This window comes from Streptomyces sp. NBC_00659 (assembly GCF_036226925.1).
Taxonomy (GTDB): domain Bacteria; phylum Actinomycetota; class Actinomycetes; order Streptomycetales; family Streptomycetaceae; genus Streptomyces.
Window position 1 is genome coordinate 874904 of the sequence record NZ_CP109031.1, and the last position, 14862, is coordinate 889765.

Below are 14862 nucleotides of genomic sequence, written 5' to 3' on the forward strand. Positions count from 1 at the left end.
ACGGCCGCCGTGCGTGGTGAGCCGGTCAGCCGGTCAGTCACGGCCGATGTAGCTGCGCACCGTCGTCCCGGAGGCGTCGGTGTGCACACGGACGAGGTCCGACAGGAAGTGCACGAGGAACAGGCCCCGTCCGCCGATCTGGTCGGGACGCACGGGATGCCGGCCAGCCAGGGGATCGCTGAGCCGGCCCTCGTCCTGCGCCTCGCACACGATCTGCTCGCTCTCCGCCCAGATCCTCAGGGTCCCCGAACCACCCCCGTGCACCACACTGTTGGTCGTCAGCTCCGCGACGACGAGGTTCAGGTCGTGCAGCCGGGCCGCTGTCATCCCCCGGCCCCGGGCCTCGGCGAGGGCGAAGTCACGGGCGACGGGCAGGAGTTCGGCGTCGAAACGGACCGCCGCCGCTCCCGGGGGGTGGCGCAGCGCCTGGTTGAAGCGCGTCAGCACCCCGTCCGGGTCGTAGGCCGGGCTGACGCTCTGCCGGCCGGAACTGATCACGACCGGGTGTGTGGCGTGGGCGTCGGCGATCACGTCCGGGGAGAGGGCGCGCCCGTCGTACGGGCACAGGATCGTCACGTCGCGTCCCGCGAACGCCCGGTTGATCAGGGCTTCGTGCTGGACGCAGGCCGGGTACTCCACCGCCGTACGGCCGTGCCAGACGGGCTCGCCGATGATCCGTACGTGGACGTCCTGATGGGCGTCGGCGAACGCCCGCAGGACGGAGGGGATGATGCGGCCCGGGTTCAGGCCCGCCCGCGTCATGTCGATCCATCGGACGCCGGCGCCCAAGGGCCCCAGGGCGCCGCGGATGAGTTCCAGTCGCGGGGCGGGGACGGCCACCGCCACCGGCTCCCCCGCGGCTACGCCGTCGGAGACGAAACGTGTCGTCCCTTCCACGTACTCACGGTCGTCGTCGTAGACGAGCGCGGGGTGGACGAAGGGATCGTCGCGAAGTGCCGCCGTAGTCATGGCACGATCACCGCGCCCCGGGGCCGTCGAGCGGTCCCGCGTCGGGGCGCACCAAGGGTGAGCGCGTGTGCGCTCGGCCGACTCGCCGCTCGATACCCACGGACTCACCCCGCGATCCATTTTACGTCGCCGTCACGACAGCGGGGCAGGCCCCCGGACGCGAGAGCGCCGTCGCGACGGCGCTCTCCTTCCTCACCTGCCCCCTCGATCCCCGGCGGAACCGCGTCGCCGTTCGGACCGAACCGGTATCAGTCAGACCAAAAGCGACATCAGTTCGGTCGGGAAGTCGATGCCGCAACCCGCATCCGAAAGGTGCTCCCGGCAGGAAGTGGACCTGACCCGGTGTCAGGGGGAGGCTGGACGTACGCGTCCCGCAGAATTCCGCAACCGGGTGGCATGAGCGGTGTGAAGCAGGGCAGACGGGCTCTGTCATCATTTCCTTCGGACGATTTGGGGTGGACGGCATGGCGGCCGTGGCGACAGCGAAGGCAACGGACACGGCGCACCGGGCAGCGACGACCGAGGAAGGCGTCCTGCCGCAGATCGACGAACCTTTGAAGATCAGCCCGAAGGACGCGCGCGAGCTGTCCCGCCAGTTCTTCGACCGGCTCTCCGTCCTGGAGGAGGGCACGCACGAATACCAGTACGCGCGCAACACCCTCATCGAGATGAATCTCTCCCTCGTCCGGTACGCGGCGGCCCGCTTCCGCAGCCGCAGCCAGGGTGAGATGGAGGACATCGTCCAGGTCGGCACGATCGGGCTCATCAAGGCCATCGACCGCTTCGAGCTGTCCCGCGAGGTCGAGTTCACGTCGTTCGCGGTCCCCTACATCGTCGGTGAGATCAAGCGGTTCTTCCGCGACACGAGCTGGGCGGTCCACGTGCCCCGCCGTCTGCAGGAGGCGCGCGTCGAGCTCGCCAAGGCGACGGAGGAACTGCGCACCCGCCTCGGCCGTACGCCCACCACCCGTGAACTGTCCGAGCTGATGTGTCTGTCCGAGGAAGAGGTCATCGAGGCCCGCAAGGCGTCGAACGGCTACAACTCCTCGTCCCTGGACGCCGCTCTCACGGCGGACGGCGGTGCGGACGGCGAGGCGGTTCTCGCGGACTTCATCGGCGAGGAGGATCCCTCGCTGGAACTGGTCGAGGACTTCAACTCCCTGGCCCCCCTGATCGCGGAGCTCGACGAGCGGCAGCGCCGGATCATTCATCTGCGCTTCGTCGAGGAGTGGACCCAGGCGCAGATCGGCGAGGAGCTCGGCATCTCGCAGATGCACGTCTCCCGGCTGATCACGCGCATCATCAAGCGTCTGCGCACCGGGCTCCTCGATCCCGCGGTCGCCTGAGGCTCGCGCACGTCACAGCCGTACGACTGTCCCGTCGGCCCGCCCCGGACTCCGGTCCGGGGCGGGCCGACGGGATTTCGCGTACGCGGTTCCGGCGAACGGGACCGAGAGGGTCCTGTGTATCCAGTTCCGTCCAGGTCATTCCTGCTGCCGGCGAGATTTCCGGGCCCCTGGAGAATTCTTTCCCGCGCTTTGTTCCGTCCCCGCGATCTGGGTTAGCCTGCGGCGTATTTTCTTAAGGGGATGACCCGTGATCTGCGGGAATCCCACGGGCAGGCGGGGGCGCCCGTGGGCCCTACGCGGTTCCGAGTCCCGTGACACGGGACTCCAGGGGAGCGGAACGAGGGTGGCCATGACCAGGGCAGCGAGCGGGACGTCCGTACGGACACCGGGCGAGCAGGAGTTGCGGCAACTGCTGGCCGGCCTCACCGCCGTGCGCGACGGCGACTTCGGCACCCGGCTCCCCGACGAGGCCGGTGGCCTGCTGGGCGACATCGCCACCGTGTTCAACGGCATGGTCGACCAGCTGTCGGTGTTCACCTCGGAAGTGACACGGGTGGCCCGTGAGGTGGGCACGGAGGGGACGCTCGGCGGCCAGGCGGAGGTGCCGGGGGTCTCGGGCACCTGGGCGGACCTCACCGACTCCGTCAACGCCATGGCCGGCAATCTCACCACGCAGGTCCGCGACATCGCGCAGGTGGCCACGGCGGTCGCCAGGGGTGATCTCTCACAGAAGATCGACGTTCCGGCCCGCGGCGAGATCCTCCAGCTCAAGGAGACCGTCAACACGATGGTCGACCAGCTCTCGGCGTTCGCCGACGAGGTGACCCGCGTCGCCCGCGAGGTCGGCACCGACGGACGCCTCGGCGGCCAGGCCCAGGTCCCCGGTGTCGGCGGCGTCTGGCGTGATCTCACCGACTCGGTGAACTTCATGGCGGGCAACCTCACCGCCCAGGTCCGCAACGTGGCCCAGGTCACCACGGCGGTGGCCCAGGGAGATCTCTCCCAGAAGATCACCGTGGACGCCCGCGGCGAGATCCTCGAACTGAAGAACACCATCAACACGATGGTCGACCAGCTCTCCGCGTTCGCCGACGAGGTCACCCGCGTCGCCCGCGAGGTCGGCACCGACGGACGCCTCGGCGGCCAGGCCGACGTGAAGGGCGTCAAGGGCACCTGGCGTGATCTCACCGACTCGGTGAACTTCATGGCGGGCAACCTCACCGCCCAGGTCCGATCGATCGCCCAGGTGGCCACCGCGGTGGCCAAGGGCGACCTGTCGCAGAAGATCACCGTGGACGCCCGCGGCGAGATCCTGGAGCTCAAGGAGACCATCAACACGATGGTCGAGCAGCTCTCGGCGTTCGCCGACGAGGTGACCCGGGTGGCCCGCGAGGTCGGTACGGCGGGCAACCTGGGCGGGCAGGCCACCGTGCGGGGCGTCTCGGGCACCTGGAAGGACCTCACCGACAACGTCAACGTCATGGCGTCGAACCTGACCGGGCAGGTCCGCTCCATCGCGCAGGTGGCGACCGCGGTGGCCCGCGGCGACCTCTCGCAGAAGATCACCGTGGAGGCGAAGGGCGAGGTCGCGGCCCTGGCCGACGTCATCAACACGATGGTCGACACACTGTCCGCGTTCGCCGACGAGGTCACCCGCGTCGCCCGTGAGGTCGGCACCGAAGGACGTCTCGGCGGCCAGGCGCACGTACCCAATGTGGCGGGCACCTGGAAGGACCTCACCGACAACGTCAACTCGATGGCCAACAACCTCACCGGGCAGGTGCGCAACATCGCCCTGGTGACGACGGCCGTGGCCAAGGGCGACCTGTCCAAGAAGATCGATGTCGACGCCCGGGGCGAGATCCTCGAACTCAAGACGACGATCAACACGATGGTCGACCAGCTCTCCGCCTTCGCGGCCGAGGTCACCCGGGTGGCGCGGGAGGTCGGCAGCGAGGGCAGGCTCGGCGGCCAGGCCGAGGTGGAGGGCGTCTCGGGCACCTGGAAGCGGCTGACCGAGAACGTGAACGAACTGGCCGGCAACCTCACGCGTCAGGTCCGCGCGATCGCCGAGGTCACCGGCGCCGTCGCCGAGGGCGACCTGACACGGTCCATCGCCGTGGAGGCCTCCGGCGAGGTCGCCGACCTGAAGGACAACATCAACTCCATGGTGGAGTCCTTGCGTGAGACCACGCGGGCCAACCAGGAGCAGGACTGGCTCAAGACGAACCTGGCCCGTATCTCCGGCCTGATGCAGGGATACCGCGACCTGGACGTGGTGGCCGACCTCATCATGGACGAGCTCACCCCGCTGGTCGCCGCGCAGTACGGCGCCTTCTACCTCGCCGAGGAGACCGCGAAGGGTACGGAGCTGCGGCTGGTCGGGTCGTACGGCTATCCCGACGAGGCCGGGCGTCCCACCCGTATTCCGCTCGGCCGCTCCCTGGTCGGACAGGCCGCGCGCAGCAGGCGGGCGATCACCGTGGACGAGGTGCCGCCGGGGTACGTCACCATCTCCTCGGGCCTCGGGCAGACGGCGCCGACGGCTCTGGTGGTCCTGCCCATCGTCGTCGAGGAGCAGGTGCTCGGCGTCATCGAGCTCGCCTCGGTCACCCGCTTCAAGCAGGGGCACCGGACGTTCCTGGAACAGCTGATGGAGACCATCGGCGTCAATGTCAGCACCATCGTGGCCAACGCCCGCACCGATGAGCTGCTGGGCGAGTCGCAGCGCCTGACCGCCGAACTCCAGGCCCGCTCCGAGGAGTTGCAGGTCCAGCAGGACGAACTCCAGCGTTCCAACGCCGAGCTGGAGGACAAGGCCTCCCTGCTCGTGACCCAGAACCGCGACATCGAGGCGAAGAACCTCCAGATCGAACAGGCCCGGCAGGAACTCGAGGCACGGGCCCAGCAGTTGTCGCTGGCGTCCAAGTACAAGTCCGAGTTCCTCGCCAACATGAGCCACGAACTGCGGACCCCGCTCAACAGCCTGCTCATCCTGGCCCAGTTGCTGGCGCAGAACCCCTCGCGCAATCTCACGCCGAAGCAGGTCGAGTACGCGGGCATCATCCACTCCGCGGGTTCCGACCTGCTCCAGCTGATCAACGACATCCTCGACCTGTCGAAGGTCGAGGCCGGCAAGATGGACGTGACCCCCGAGCGGGTGCCGCTGCGGCAGCTGCTCGAATACGTCGAGGCCACCTTCCGCCCCATGACCTCGCAGAAGAGCCTGGAGTTCACGGTCAGCACCGCTCCCGGGGCCCCGGTGGACCTGCTCACCGACGACTCCCGGCTGCGGCAGGTACTGCGCAACCTGCTGTCGAACGCCGTCAAGTTCACCGAGCAGGGCCGGGTCGAGCTGCGCATCGAACCGGCGGCCGACGCGGAGATCCCCGCGGGCGTTCCGCGCGGCGGCACGATCGCCGCCTTCCGGGTCAAGGACACCGGTATCGGCATCCCCGAGCAGCAGCTGGAGACGATCTTCGGCGCCTTCCAGCAGGCCGACGGCACCACGAGCCGCAAGTACGGCGGCACAGGTCTGGGTCTGTCCATCACCCGGGAGATCGCCCACCTGCTCGGCGGGGCGGTCACCGTGGACAGCACCCCCGGACAGGGCAGTACGTTCACACTCTTCCTCCCCGTCGCCCGGCCCGAGTTCGAGGAGCTGATGGCCGGTGGCCGGGCGCCCGAACCGGCGGTGGACGAGGGCGCCTCGGCGCACACCGAACCGCGGCACACCGCTCCCGGTTCGGCCGGCCTGCCCCGCCGGCGGCGGCGGCTCCTGGTCGTCGAGGAACGGCCGCGGGGGCTGCTCACGCTGGTGGCCGAGAGCGCGGTCGGGGATGTGGCGCGCAGCCGTGACGAGGGCGACACACGGGAGCGCGTCGACATCATCACCGTCGTCGGGGCACAGGAGGCGGCGAGCGCCCTCGCCGCGGAACCGTGGCACTGCGTCGTGCTCGAACTCGGCATGCCGGAAGGCGAGACGGCCCGGTTCCTGGAAGCGGTGGAGGGTGACTCGGCCCTGGCGACCGTGCCCGTCCTCGTCCACAACGGCAGCCGGGTCGACCTCGCGCAGGAGCAGGCGCTGCAGTCCCGCTCGGGCGCGCGGTCGCTGGAATTCCTGTCCAGTCTCGACGAGTTGCGCGAGCGGATCGCGCTGCACCTGTCCGCGGAGCAGCCGGGCGACGTGGTGCCGCTGGTCCGCGCCGAGGAGGCCAGGAACCGGCCCGCGCGGCCGATCGACAACGCCTTCCAGGGCCGTACGGTGCTCGTCGTCGACGACGACGCCCGTAACCTCTTCGCGCTCAGCGGGATCCTGGAGCTGCACGGGTTCCAGGTGCTGCACGCGGAGAACGGCAGGAAGGGCATCGAGACACTGCTGGCCCGGCCCGAGGTCGCGCTGATCCTGATGGACGTGATGATGCCCGAGATGGACGGGTACACCGCGACCGCCGAGATCCGCAGGATGCCCCGGTACGCGGACCTGCCGATCATCGCGGTGACGGCGAAGGCCATGCCCGGCGACCGGGAGAAGAGCCTGCTGTCGGGCGCCAGCGACCACGTCACCAAGCCGGTCGACACCGACGACCTCATCGCCTGTGTCCGACGCTGGCTCGGGGAGTGACATGACGCCCGGTACCCTCCACCGCGGCCGTGCGACGGGACACCCGCCGCTGCCGCCCCTCCCCCGCCCTCCACAGGGTCCCCGCCGAGGAGCGGCAGCACGATGAACAGTCCTGAGGCAACCGGCCCGAGCGTCCCCGACTCCCCGGACGACGTCGCGGACGCCGGGCAGGCGGGTGAGCCGTCGGGCGCGGCCCGGACGTCTCCGGTGGGCCGGCTGGCGGCCACCGTCGAACGGCTGCGCCGCGAGGTACGGGCCGCGCAGGCGGAGGCCGAGGGGCGGGCTCTGATCGAGCTGGCCAAGGGCATCCTGGTCGAGCGGCTGGGCTGCGGACCGGCACAAGCCGCCCGCCAGCTCACCGAGTTGGCCGAGCAGGCCAAGGTGCCGCAACTCCAGCTCGCGGTCGAGATCATCAACCAGGCGGCCCACGACCGGCTTTCGGAGGTGACCAGCGCCTTCCTCTCCGCCACGGCGGAGCATCCCCCGAAGGACGACGCCCCCGCGGTACGGCTGCGCGCGGCCGAGAGCGGCGCGCTGGCGGCCGGCGACAGCCAGGCGGTGGCCGACTCCCTGCTGCAGCACGCGCTGACTCCGCTCGGGGCGGTCGCCGTGGCCATCTGGGCTGCGGACGCCGACGGTTCACTCTCCCTGGCGGGAAGCGCCGGGTTCTCGGCGGCCGAGGCCCGGCGCTGGCGTTACGTTCCCCCGGGCGTGGCGACGATGGCACGCCGCGCGCTGTCCGACCGCAGGGCGCAGTGGGCGGGCTCGCTGACGGACACCGGGCTGCCGTCCATCGGGCACGCGGAACATCCGGACGGCGGGCGGGTCGCGGTACCGGCCGGCTCCGGAGGCCGGATCCACGGCGTCCTGGAGATCGCGTGGCCGTCCGCCCTGGCACCTCAGCCACCGCAGGTGGTCCGTCAGGTCGAGGCGCTCGCCGAACTGTGCTCGCACACGCTGGAGACCCACGCGCTGCCGGGCGACTTCCACGACGTGCGGGGGACGGCCGATGTCTGCGAACTGATCGACCTGGTGGATGGGTTGCACGATCCCGCCCTGGTGCTGGTCCCCCAGCTCGACGACCAGGGGCGGCTCGCCGACTTCCGCATCCGTCATGTGAACGGACGATTCCTCGATCCGGCCGGCCGGCCGCGCGGCACCGTTCAGGGGTCGCTGCTGTTGGAGGCCTATCCGCTGGCCGCCGGGGACAGCGGTCTCTTCCAGTGCGTCGAGCGCGTCTACGCCACCGGGGAGCCGTTCCGGGCGCGGCGCATGGATCTGACGGCGCTGGTCGACCAGGTGCGGCTGTCGGCCGTGGCCGACATCAACGTCAGCCGGCACGGCGGAACCGTGCTGCTCATCTGGCGCATAGAGGACGAGACGGCGCGACTGGCGAGTCTGCTCCAGCACGCCCAGCGGCTCGGCAGGATCGGCGGTTTCGAGGAGAACCTGCTGACCGGCGAGACCATCTGGAACGAGACCCTCTTCGATCTGTACGGCCGCTCCCCCTCGGGCACTCCCGTCCCGCTGGAGGAGCTGGCCGCGCACGCCCATCCCGACGACGCCGTCGCCATCGGCCGCTTCCTGCGGACCGTCCTGCACCGTCACCGGCCGGCGTCGGCAGCGTTCCGGCTCCAGCGTCCCGACGGCGTGACCCGGCACATCCGCGTGGTGGCCGAACCGGTGCTCGACGCCGACGACCGGCTGTTCGCGGTCCGCGGGGCCTACCAGGACATCTCGGCGCAGCACTGGACCGAGGTGGCGCTGGCGGTCACCCGCGACCAGCTCGCGCACACCGAGCAGCAGGCGCACGAGCGCAACCGGCTGACCCTCCAGCTCCAGCACGCGATCATGCCGCCGGCCCAGGCGCCGTTGCGGGCTCCGGGCCTCGACGTGGCGGTGCGCTACCGGCCCGCGGAGACCGAGCAGCTCGTCGGGGGCGACTGGTACGACGCCGTCGTGCTGTCGTCCGGCCTGGTCCTGTTGTGTGTCGGCGATGTGGCCGGTCACGGGATCGAGGCGGCGACCAGCATGGTGGTGCTGCGCAACGCGCTGCGCGGACTCGCCGTGACGGGTGCGGGGCCGGGGCAGCTGCTGTCCTGGCTCAACATCGTGGCGCACCATCTGACGGGCGGGGTCACCGCCACCGCGGTCTGCGGGATCTACGATCCGCGCCGCCGTGTTCTGCGCTGGGCGAGGGCCGGACATCTGCCGCCCGTTCTGGTCCGGGACACGGACGCCAACCCGCTGCCGCTCCTCAAGGGCATCCTGCTCGGTGCCGTCCCCGAGGCGACGTTCGAGGAGGACGAGGTACAACTGGACGTCCACGACACGCTGTTGATGTACACGGACGGTCTGATCGAACGGCGGGACCGCTCGGTGGAGGTGTCGCTGCGCCAGCTCCTCAACGCGGCCCGTACGACGTCCGGGACGCTGGACCATCAACTCGACCGGCTCCTGACGTACAGCAGGTCCGACACCGACGACGACACCTGCATCGTCGGCATCCGGGTGGAGTAGGGCCGTACGAAATGCGGCCCCGCCGGCAGCCGGGGGGAGTGACTGCCTGCGGGGCCGTGCAGCTCGGGTTTCGCCAGGGGGGGTAGCGTCCCGAGCTGTCTCAGGATGCTGCTGCCCCGCTTCCGGCGATGCATGCACACGGGTTTCCGGCCGGTTTTCCCCTCGTATGGCCGAACGACCGGCTCACGAGGAATCACGCAGGGCACGCAGGAGTGGCTCCAGGGAGTCCGTGACGCACCGGTCGGGAACGCCGGCCTCCCGCAGTGCCCGCGCTCTGGCGGGGTGGCGGGCGTATCCGAGGAATCGGACACCGGCGTGGTGCGCCGCCGCGTGATCCGCCGGGGTGCCGCCGATCATCAGCGAGGCGTCGGGGGCGGCCTCCATGGCGCCCAGGGCCAGTGACAGGGTGGCCGGACGGGGAGTGAGCGTCCCCGGGCCCGGCGCCCGGCCGAATATGTACGGGGCGAAGCGGGGTGTGAGCCCCCGGGCGTCCAGGTACGAGGTGACGGCCCGGGCCGATGTGCCGGTCGCCACGGCGAGCCTCGCCCCGACCGCGGCCCAGGTGTGGATCAGCGGATCCGCGTACGCCGTCGGCATGGCGGTGCGCACCGCCTCCAGTTCGGCCCGGGTGAGCCACGCGTCGAGCCGGGCGAGGGCTTCGCTGCCCGGGTGCCGTCCGGCCACCGCCGTCAGGAGGCGGTAGGGGTCCGCGGGGCCGCGCTCCTCGTCGGTGAGCACCGCGCCGAGGCCCGCTTCCGTCAGCCGGTCCCGCTGGGCTCGTGCGACGGCCGTCGCCGAGGGCCCGGAGAACAGCTGACAGATCGGGCCGTCGAAGCCGAGGACGACATACCGCGTCCCTGCGACCAGTTCCCGAACGTTCTCGATCCGACTCGTCACCACCAGGGTCTTTCCCGTCCCGGCAGTCACCAATCGAGCGGGTGCCGGCCGGTCGCCTCCGGCCGCCGTGGCCGCGGCTTCGCCGCCGGTCAGCCGCCGGTCAGGGGACGGGCAGGGCGGGCCGGGCCGAGCGGCCGTCAGTGGGCCATGTCCGCGAGGTGCGGGACCACGCGGGTCAGCCGCAGCACGCCCCACAGGACCAGCCCGGCGCCGATCAGCTCGGGCAGCAGCCACCAGCCCGTACGGATGGTCTCGTCGAAGAGCGTGACACCGAGCACCAGGCTGAGCGTCGCGTCGCCGATGGTCAGCGCGGGCTGCGAGGCGGCCAGGGGTCCCGCCTGGAGGGCGTTCTCCAGCAGCAGGACGGCGGTGATCCCGGTCAGGACGAAGCCGTACGTCTGCCACATGCCCAGAAAGGCGACGAACCCGTCGTCGTCGAGTGTGCCCACGGCCGATTTGAGGAGAGCGGCGGTCAGCGCGTTGCTGATGGCCGACGCCGTTCCCAGCATGGCCGCGCGGAAGAGCGGTGGGCGGCCCGGACGGGCGACGACGACCGCGGCCGCCGCGGTGCCCAGGCACAGGATCAGCACCGGGATCCAACGTGCCATGGAGGCGTCGGACCGTGCTCCCGAGGGAGCGGCCGACAGGAGGACGAGACCGAGGCCGGCCACCACACCGGCCACGGCCTGCCATCCCGCGCGCGACAGGCGCCGGTGCAGCAGCGGGACGGCGATCATCAGGGCGAAGGGCAGTTCCAGGATGAACAGGGGCTGCACCAGGGACAGCGGCCCGTTCGCCAGCGCGAGCGCCTGGAAGAGTGCCGCCCCGATCACCCCGGCGATGCCGATCAGCCAGGCAGGCTGCCGGGCCAGCCGGATGATGAGCCGCAGTCCACCGCCTTCACTGACGCGCGAGGCCGCCTTGCGTTGGAACGCGGTGCCCATCGCGTTGCTGGCTGCCCCTAGGAGTGCGAACAGCACGGCCAGTCCCGTCACCCCTCCACCATGCCCCGGGACGGGTGCCGGGGCCTCTCCGGGCGTCGCCTGCGGGGCCCGTACGACCGCGTCCGGTCCGGCCGGCCGTGCGGGTGACGGCCAGGGGTCGGACCGGGCCGCCGACGGGACGGAACACCGGTGGGGCGAGGCGCCGATGGCCTGATACGTCGGTGGGATGAAGCGTCGCCGACGGGGCACCCGCCCTGTGGAGCCCCGTCATCCCATCCCCGTGGTGGCGGGGCTTCGTGCCGCCCGCCCCGCCAGGCCTTCTCCGGCCGGCCGCCCCTTCCCCGCTCCGGCAGCCACCGGACCGCTCCGGCCCGCACGCTTCCGTGAACCGATCGGAATGCGCGACGGAGGGGAAAGGGGGAGCGTGGTGTCAAAGGGAGGAGTGCCATGGCCACGAAGGCCACGCCCGGCAAGCGGGACGACCACCGGAGATGGCTGCGCGGCTCGCCCCCTCCGCGCTGGGTACGGCTGCTCCCGCCGGTCCTGCTGGTGGGCGTCTGCGTGGGGGAACTCGTGAGCAGCGAGCCGCTGGACATCGGCTTTCTGCTGGGAGCCATCCCTTCCCTGGCCGTCCTGTCCTACGGCCCGCTGGGGACGGCCGCCTTGGGCGTGATCGTCGTGGTCCTGATGAACATCCCCGCCCTCGATCTGAACCGTCCGGGCAACGCGGACCTGCTCACCATCAGCTTCGTCGCCGTGCTGAGCGTGTTCGTGTCGCTCGTGCGCAGCCGCAGGGACGCGCATCTGGTCACCGTGCGGTCGGTCGCGGAAGCCGCTCAGCTCGCCGTGCTGCCGCCGCTGCCGGAGCGTGTCGGCCCGGTCCGCTGCGCCGGTCTCTACCGGCCCGCGCAGCAGGAGACGCTGGTCGGAGGTGACTTCTTCGAGGTGCGCGACGGGCCTTTCGGCGTCCGGGCCGTGATGGGCGACGTACAGGGGCACGGGCTGTCGGCCGTGGGGACGGTCGCCTCGCTGCTCGGGGCGTTCCGGGAGACGGTGCTCGACCAGCGTGATCTGGAGGCCGCCGCGGCCCGGCTCGACCGCAGGCTGGTGGTGGACTCCGCATCGGTCGATCACGCCGAGTTGTTCGCCACCGCACTGCTCCTGGAGTTCCCGCCCGGCACCGACACCGTACGGCTGGTGTCCTGCGGCCATCCCCCGCCGCTGCTGCTGCGTGGCGCGAAGGCCCTCGAACTCGACGCCGAGCCGGCGTCCCCGCTGGGGCTGGGGTTCTTCGAGCTGTCCCCGCCGAAGGGGCGCATCGTCGAGCTGGAACCCGGCGACCGGCTGTTCATGGCGTCGGACGGCGTGAGCGAGAGCCGGGACACCACCGGCGCCTTCTACCCGCTGCCGGACCGGCTGGCCATGTTCGCCGAGGAACCTTCGGACGTGCTCGTCGACCGCCTCTGGGAGGACCTCGTCGAGTTCTGCCCCTCGATCCGCGACGACGTCTCCGTCCTGGTCCTGTCGCCCCGGCTGCGCGGCGACCGGAACGACGGCGACGAGGGAGACGGCTACGGAGCCCCGGGAGCGAAACCCGGCCGCACCCCGGACCCGGACCCGAACGCCGACAGCGACAGCGACAGCGACAGCGACAGCGACAGCAACTGAGAGTCCTCCGTCAGGTCGCCGCGATGTCGAGTGCCGCGATGTACCCGAACGTCATCGCGGGACCGATCGTCGAACCCGCTCCCGCGTAGCTGTGGCCCATGACGGCCGCGCTGGCGTTGCCCGCCGCGTACAGGCCGGGGATCACCGTGCCGTCCGGGCGCAGCACCCGGGCCCTGGCGTCGGTGCGCAGGCCCCCCTTGGTGCCGAGGTCGCCCGGGACGATCCTGAACGCGTGGAACGGGGGGAGCCACAACGGGGCGAGGCAGGAGTTGGGGAGGATTGCGGGGTCCGTGTAGTAGTGGTCGTAGGCGCTGTCACCGCGGTGGAAGTCGGTGTCCGTGCCGCTCAGGGCCAGGCTGTTGAAGCGGTTGACGGTGGTGCGCAGGGCGGCCGCGGGGACACCGACGCGCCCGGCGAGGTCGTCCAGGGTCCACGCCTTGTACACGGCGCCGGACGTGTACCAGGAGTCGGGGAACGTGAAGGCCGGCGCGACGTCCTTGAACAGGTAGCGGTTGCGGTAGTTCTGGTCGACGACCAGCCACGCCGGGATGTCCGGAGCGGTCGGATCGCGGTCGTACATGGTGTGCACGACGTCGCTGTAGGGTCCGGCCTCGTTGACGAAGCGCGCTCCGGCGGCGTTGACCAGCAGGCCGCCGGGCAGAGTGCGTTCGGCGAGACAGAAGTAGGGCTGGCCGGGCAGCGGGATGGCCGGTCCCCACCAGGCGTCGTCCATCAGGTCGAGCGCGGCCCCGGCGCGCCGGCCCGCCTGGATGCCGTCGCCGGTGTTCTCCTTGGCGCCCACCGTCCAGGCGGTGCCGATGGGCTGCCGCTGGAACTCGGCGCGCATGGCCGCGTTGTGCTCGAAGCCGCCGGAGCCCACGATGACCCCGCGCCGGGCCCTGACCAGTCCCGGCGCGCCGTTGCGGGTGACCACCGCGCCGGTGACGGCGCCGTTCTCCACGAACAGGTCGGACAGCGGGGTGTTCAGCCACACCGGGACCTGGGCGGCGAGCAGGCCGGCGCGCAGCCCGGCCGCGAGCGACTGGCCCATGGTCAGCGGTTTCTGGCCGAGCAGCGCCGCCTTGGTGCCGCGCGCCAGGCACTCGGTGGCGACGGCCGCGCCCTTCGCGCTCACGGCTGCGAGGGTGAGCCACTTGTAGTCGGTGCTGAAGACGACCATGCCGGCCGGGACGGCCATGTACGCCGGGTTGAGGTGGGCGAGTTCGGCTCCGAGGATGTTGCCGTCGAGCTGGTCGGGCTCCATGGAGCGTCCGCCCGGGAGGCCGCCGGGGAGTTCCGGGTAGTAGTCGCTGTATCCCTCCATCCAGCGGAAGCGCAGCGGGCTGTTGGCCATGACGAAGGAGATCATGGCCGGTCCCTGGCCGAGGAAGGCCCGCTGCCGGTCGGCGGAGACCTCGGGGCCGACCACGGCCGCGAGGTAGGCGGCGGCCTTCGCCGGGGTGTCGGGGACGCCGGCGGCGAGGATCACCGGGTTGCCGGGGATCCAGATGCCCGCGCCGGAGCGGGCCGCGGAGCCTCCGAAGGTGGCCGCCTTCTCCAGGACGACGCAGCTCAGTCCCCGTTTCGCGGCGGTGAGCGCCGCGGTCATCCCCGCGGCGCCCGAGCCGACCACGACGACGTCGTAGGTGCCGAGTGCGGGCAGGTCGGCCGCCGCCGCGGACCCGGTGGAACCGGCGGCGCCCGCGGCGAGCGCGAGTGCGGCGCCCGTGGCCGTGCCGAGCACCCGGCGCCGTGACGGGCCGGGTGCCGGAAACGAGTCAGGTGCCGGAAACGGGTCCGTACGTCCGACGGGGTCCGCGCTCGGGGACATGGCAGGGCTCTCCAGCGGGCGAGGGAATGTGAGGCGTTCCGTTGCTCCGGGAGCCGGCAG

General features: G+C 71.4%; 8 protein-coding genes. 4 read left to right on the forward strand and 4 right to left on the reverse strand.

Features of this window, described 5'->3' with window-relative positions; translation table 11 throughout:
- Positions 1 to 33 precede the first annotated feature (33 nt).
- Positions 34 to 969 carry an anti-sigma factor RsbA family regulatory protein gene (locus tag OG410_RS03645; RefSeq protein ID WP_329297768.1) on the reverse strand — a complete coding sequence of 312 codons (936 nt, stop codon included), beginning with the start codon at positions 967 to 969 and terminating at the stop codon, positions 34 to 36.
- Positions 970 to 1433: 464 nt separating this feature from the next.
- Here OG410_RS03645 and OG410_RS03650 point away from each other — a divergent pair, with 464 nt between their 5' ends.
- The 3 genes from OG410_RS03650 (at position 1434) to OG410_RS03660 (ending at position 9462) form a co-directional block, all read left to right on the forward strand.
- Positions 1434 to 2315: an RNA polymerase sigma factor SigF gene (locus OG410_RS03650; protein WP_329297769.1), complete on the forward strand. Its 882-nt coding sequence runs from the start codon at positions 1434 to 1436 to the stop codon at positions 2313 to 2315.
- Positions 2316 to 2667: 352 nt separating this feature from the next.
- Entirely contained in the window at positions 2668 to 6942 is a 4275-nt protein-coding gene (locus OG410_RS03655; protein WP_329297770.1) for a HAMP domain-containing protein, read from the forward strand.
- Positions 6943 to 7044: 102 nt separating this feature from the next.
- On the forward strand, positions 7045 to 9462 hold the full coding sequence (locus OG410_RS03660; RefSeq protein ID WP_329297771.1) for a SpoIIE family protein phosphatase: 2418 nt from the start codon (positions 7045 to 7047) through the stop codon (positions 9460 to 9462).
- A gap of 183 nt (positions 9463 to 9645) precedes the next feature.
- Here the strand turns inward: OG410_RS03660 and OG410_RS03665 are convergent, their stop codons facing one another.
- Both OG410_RS03665 and OG410_RS03670 read right to left on the reverse strand, forming a co-directional pair.
- Entirely contained in the window at positions 9646 to 10389 is a 744-nt protein-coding gene (locus OG410_RS03665; RefSeq protein ID WP_329297772.1) for an HAD family hydrolase, read from the reverse strand.
- A gap of 107 nt (positions 10390 to 10496) precedes the next feature.
- On the reverse strand, positions 10497 to 11354 hold the full coding sequence (locus OG410_RS03670; protein WP_329297773.1) for a DMT family transporter: 858 nt from the start codon (positions 11352 to 11354) through the stop codon (positions 10497 to 10499).
- 396 nt (positions 11355 to 11750) lie between these two features.
- Here OG410_RS03670 and OG410_RS03675 point away from each other — a divergent pair, with 396 nt between their 5' ends.
- Positions 11751 to 12971, forward strand: coding sequence for a PP2C family protein-serine/threonine phosphatase (locus OG410_RS03675; RefSeq protein ID WP_329297774.1), 1221 nt, complete (start codon positions 11751 to 11753; stop codon positions 12969 to 12971).
- Between the two features lie 10 nt (positions 12972 to 12981).
- On the opposite strand, the gene kstD is transcribed toward OG410_RS03675, so the two are convergent.
- Positions 12982 to 14802 (reverse strand): 3-oxosteroid 1-dehydrogenase, encoded by a 1821-nt coding sequence (kstD, locus tag OG410_RS03680; RefSeq protein ID WP_329297775.1) that lies wholly within the window; start codon positions 14800 to 14802, stop codon positions 12982 to 12984.
- Positions 14803 to 14862 lie beyond the last annotated feature (60 nt).

Coding starts and splice junctions, on each gene's coding strand:
- OG410_RS03645 (WP_329297768.1), bottom strand. CDS start 969: ATGACTACGGCGGCACTTCGCGACGATCCCTTCGTCCACCCCGCGCTC.
- OG410_RS03655 (WP_329297770.1), top strand. CDS start 2,668: ATGACCAGGGCAGCGAGCGGGACGTCCGTACGGACACCGGGCGAGCAG.
- OG410_RS03660 (WP_329297771.1), top strand. CDS start 7,045: ATGAACAGTCCTGAGGCAACCGGCCCGAGCGTCCCCGACTCCCCGGAC.
- kstD (WP_329297775.1), bottom strand. CDS start 14,802: ATGTCCCCGAGCGCGGACCCCGTCGGACGTACGGACCCGTTTCCGGCA.
- OG410_RS03675 (WP_329297774.1), top strand. CDS start 11,751: ATGGCCACGAAGGCCACGCCCGGCAAGCGGGACGACCACCGGAGATGG.
- OG410_RS03650 (WP_329297769.1), top strand. CDS start 1,434: ATGGCGGCCGTGGCGACAGCGAAGGCAACGGACACGGCGCACCGGGCA.